Annotated in this window: 5 protein-coding genes; 2 read left to right on the top strand and 3 right to left on the bottom strand. The window is 65.7% G+C overall.

Annotated features, from left to right (window positions below):
* Together WCE35_RS07745 and WCE35_RS07740 are read right to left on the bottom strand one after the other, a co-directional pair.
* Window positions 1–279 (bottom strand): thiol-disulfide oxidoreductase DCC family protein (locus WCE35_RS07745; protein WP_424592762.1); only part of this gene is annotated, 279 nt, incomplete at its 3' end.
* A gap of 41 nt (window positions 280–320) precedes the next feature.
* Window positions 321–1181, bottom strand: coding sequence for an alpha/beta hydrolase family protein (locus WCE35_RS07740; RefSeq protein WP_424592761.1), 861 nt, complete (start codon window positions 1179–1181; stop codon window positions 321–323).
* 374 nt (window positions 1182–1555) lie between these two features.
* Here WCE35_RS07740 and WCE35_RS07735 point away from each other — a divergent pair, with 374 nt between their 5' ends.
* Window positions 1556–2065, top strand: coding sequence for an N-acetyltransferase family protein (locus WCE35_RS07735; protein ID WP_424592760.1), 510 nt, complete (start codon window positions 1556–1558; stop codon window positions 2063–2065).
* Between the two features lie 96 nt (window positions 2066–2161).
* Window positions 2162–2689, top strand: coding sequence for an inorganic diphosphatase (ppa, locus tag WCE35_RS07730; protein ID WP_424592759.1), 528 nt, complete (start codon window positions 2162–2164; stop codon window positions 2687–2689).
* Between the two features lie 137 nt (window positions 2690–2826).
* On the opposite strand, the gene WCE35_RS07725 is transcribed toward ppa, so the two are convergent.
* A partial coding sequence (locus tag WCE35_RS07725; protein ID WP_424592758.1) for a bifunctional methylenetetrahydrofolate dehydrogenase/methenyltetrahydrofolate cyclohydrolase occupies window positions 2827–3705 on the bottom strand: 879 nt, incomplete at its 5' end.

Here is a 3705-nt window from a genome sequence, read left to right as displayed (position 1 = left end):
CAGGACGCCTGCCCAGCGCCAGCCCGGCAGCAGGCTCAACGTGGTCAGCGCGCCGTCGGACCTGAAATGCGCGACGCCGCCATGGATCACGGCGTTGGTGTCGGGATCGCCGGGGTCGATGCCGAAGGCGTGCGCCAGACGCGTTCCGTAGTCCGACTGAATCGCGGTGAAGCGGAATCGTCTTTCGACGTCGCGCGTGGCGATGAAGCGGACCCAGCGCGAGCAGAACACGCAGACGCCGTCATAGAGGATCACATCATCGTCGGGCCACAGGCTCATCGCCGGCATCATAGGCCATGTGCCATCCGGCGTCAGCAGGGTCAGGGTTTTTTGGCGGCCGTCGGCCGCAGCCGCTTCAGCGCGCGGTCGAGCTCCGGTGCCGCGAGTTTGACGCCGCCCTCGGTTTCCGGCAGCCAGTGTCCCTCGCTGCCGTAAGCCACAAGCACCTGAAGATCCACTTTTCCGCCGCCGCCGCGAAACGCCTCCGCCAGTTGTCGCGACAGCGTCGGCGAAAAATAGCTGTCGTTGGCCGCCACCAGCCACGTCACCGGCACGCGCGCGGTCTTGCCGAATTCGCTCGCCGACGACATCAGCGTGTGCGGCGCGCAGACCTGATTGGGAAAATCATTGGCGCGGCCGCCGCGGCCCGGCGCGAACGCAACGATGGCGGATACGCCCGGCGGATTTTCGCCGGCCAGGGCCAGCGCGCCCCATCCGCCGGCGGAGTGGCCGACGATGACCGCGCCATCCGGCCGGATGAACGGTTGCCCACGCAGATAGTTGAGTGCCGCGCCAATCGCCTCCGCGGTGGCGCGCCCGGCACGGGAATAATCGGCTTCGTCGCAGCCGCCCTGGTCCTCCAGATATTTCCCGCCGGTCGCGCCATGCCCCGGCCGTTCCGGCACCAGCACCGCAAAACCGCGCGCGACCAGCCAGGCCGACAGCGCGCGATATTCCGGTGGCGGCATTTGCGCGCGACGCAGCACGTTCTGGCTGGAGGCGTGCGCGATCAGCGCCAGCGGAAACGGGCCAGCGCCGGGCGGGCGAAACAGCACGGCATGCGCCGGCGTGCCGGAATCGGGCGATGGCACCAGCCATTGCTGCAGGCGGTTTGGCGCGCCTTCGCCGCCTTGCGCGCCGAATCCCGGCTGCGCCGACACGGTCTGCGGAGCAAGCGCCATCAACACAACCAGAGCGGATGATAGTTTGGCCGAGTGCATGAGCCCTGACGTAGCCTCATCCCTTGTTTTGAAGGGTTTTCTTCACGCCAACCGCTGCCCGCTTCGCCGCGAACGCCACGGCGGCGTGTCCAGATTCGCCGACAGAATACCGGCAACGAATCAAATCCGGGGTATTTTTCCGTGACATGGACATGTTCGCCGGGCTGGAGCGGCTTCGCAATGCCCCGCCAGGCATCAGCGAACGGCCGGTCAGGGCAATGCTTTGTCCTCTTTCGGCACAAGTGAACGAAAAACTGATGCAGAAAATCCACAGGTTAACCCATAATTAACGATAGACCTTGAAGGCGGCGCGCCGACTTGCTTTGATTAGCACCATGAGCACAACCCTGATCGAGGTTCGGCCGGCCAAAGCTGCGGATGCGGCCGCGGTGGCGTCAACCCATGACGAAGCCTGGCGCTCGGCCTATCAGGGCATCATCCCCGGCGCCGAACTGGAAAAGCTGATCAACCGCCGCGGCCCGCAATGGTGGGACAGCGCGATCCGCAAGGGCAGCCGCGTCAGCGTGCTGGTGTTCGGCGACAGGATCGCCGGCTATGCCAATTACGGCCGCAACCGTGCCCGCAGCCTGCATTTCGAAGGCGAGATCTACGAACTCTATTTGCGGCCGGAATTCCAGGGCCTCGGCTTCGGGCGCCGCCTGTTCACCGCCGCCCGGCGCGACCTGGTGCAGAGCGGCCTGAAGAGCATGGTGATCTGGGCGCTCTCCGACAACGATCCGGCGACGCAGTTTTACCGCGCGCTCGGCGGCCGCATGGTGGCGCGCTCCTCGGAGAAGTTCGGGCCGAAGTCGCTCGACAAGGTCGCCTTCGCCTGGACCAATTGAGACCGGCAATTCTCCGGCATTGGCTGCGCGACGAGCGGCCTTGACCCGCGCGCCTTCACCGATGTCGGTTCCACTTCACGGCCAGGCGGAGTTCTCATGCGCATCGACGCCATCTCGATCGGAATCAATCCGCCGCATGACGTCAATGTCGTGATCGAAGTTCCCGTTGGCGGCGAGCCGATCAAATACGAGATGGACAAGGAAGCCGGCACGCTGGTGGTCGATCGCTTCCTCTATACGGCGATGCGCTATCCCGGCAATTACGGCTTCATCCCGCACACGCTGTCCGGCGACGGCGATCCCTGCGACGTGCTGGTCGCCAACACCCGCGCGATCGTGCCGGGCGCGGTGATGAGCGCGCGGCCGGTCGGCGTGCTGTTGATGGAAGACGAGGCCGGCGGCGACGAGAAGATCATCGCGGTGCCCTCCTCGAAACTGACCCAGCGCTACGACAAGGTGAGGAACTACAGCGACCTTCCCGACATCACGCTGCAGCAGATCCAGCACTTCTTCGAGCACTACAAGGATCTCGAACCCGGCAAATGGGTGAAGGTGCTGCGCTGGGGCAACGCCGAGGACGCGCACCGGCTGATCCTGGAAGGCATCGCGCGGGCGAAGAAGTAAGAATGGATCGGGCTTGCGCAGCCCGTTTTTCGTCATTGCGAGCGCAAGCGAAGCAATCCATCTTTCCTTGCGCGGTGCGATGGATTGCTTCGTCGCTTTGCTCCTCGCAACGACGGGGTGAGAGCCGCGTCGCGGCCTTACACCCCCGGCGCCGGCAGGCCGGCAATCGTGCAGGCCGCGCGCAGCGTGTTGACCAACAGGCATGCCACCGTCATCTGGCCGACGCCGCCGGGCACCGGGGTGATCGCGCCGGCGACATCGAGCGCTTCCTGAAAGGCGACATCGCCGACCAGCCGGGTCTTGCCGCCGTCCGCCGGCAGCCGGTTGATGCCGACATCGATCACGGTGGCGCCCGGCTTGATCCAGTCGCCGCGCACCATTTCCGCCCGGCCTACCGCGGCATAAACCAGATCGGCGCGGGCGCAGAGTTTTGCCAGCTCGCGCGAGCGCGAATGCGCGATCGTCACCGTGGCGTTTTCGTTGAGCAGCAATTGCAGCAGCGGCCGGCCGACCAGGCTGGAACGGCCGATCACGATGGCGTTCATGCCTTCCAGCGAGGCATGCACGCTTTTGGTCAGGATGATGCAGCCGAGCGGCGTGCAGGGCGACAGCGCGGAAAATCCGCTGGCGAGCCGGCCCGCATTGCTCGGATGCAGCCCATCGACATCCTTGGCGGGATCGATGGCGTTGATGATGGTCTCGGTATGCAGCGATCTCGGCAGCGGCAATTGCACCAGAATGCCGTGCACCAGGGGATCGCGGTTGAGCCGCGCGATCAGCGCCAGCAGATCGGCTTGCGCGACGTCGGCCGGCAGCTTGTGGTCGAACGACGCCATGCCGGCGCCCTGCGTCTGCGTATGCTTGCCACGGACATAGACCTCGCTGGCAGGGTCGTTGCCGACCAGCACCACGGCCAGGCCCGGGGTCAGCTGATGCTCACGCTTGACCCGCGCGACTTCATCGGCAACGCGGGCGCGAAGCTCCGCGGCGATGGCCTTTCCATCGATGATACGGGC

This window comes from Bradyrhizobium sp. (assembly GCF_049691595.1).
Classification (GTDB): domain Bacteria; phylum Pseudomonadota; class Alphaproteobacteria; order Rhizobiales; family Xanthobacteraceae; genus Bradyrhizobium.
The sequence above is the reverse complement of the archived record's forward strand: the minus strand, read 5'-3'. Positions and strand labels throughout refer to the sequence as shown.

Bases quoted from the DNA above. Each gene is read 5' to 3' on its own strand.
- ppa (WP_424592759.1), top strand. From the start codon at position 2,162: ATGCGCATCGACGCCATCTCGATCGGAATCAATCCGCCGCATGACGTC.
- WCE35_RS07735 (WP_424592760.1), top strand. From the start codon at position 1,556: ATGAGCACAACCCTGATCGAGGTTCGGCCGGCCAAAGCTGCGGATGCG.
- WCE35_RS07740 (WP_424592761.1), bottom strand. From the start codon at position 1,181: ATGGCGCTTGCTCCGCAGACCGTGTCGGCGCAGCCGGGATTCGGCGCG.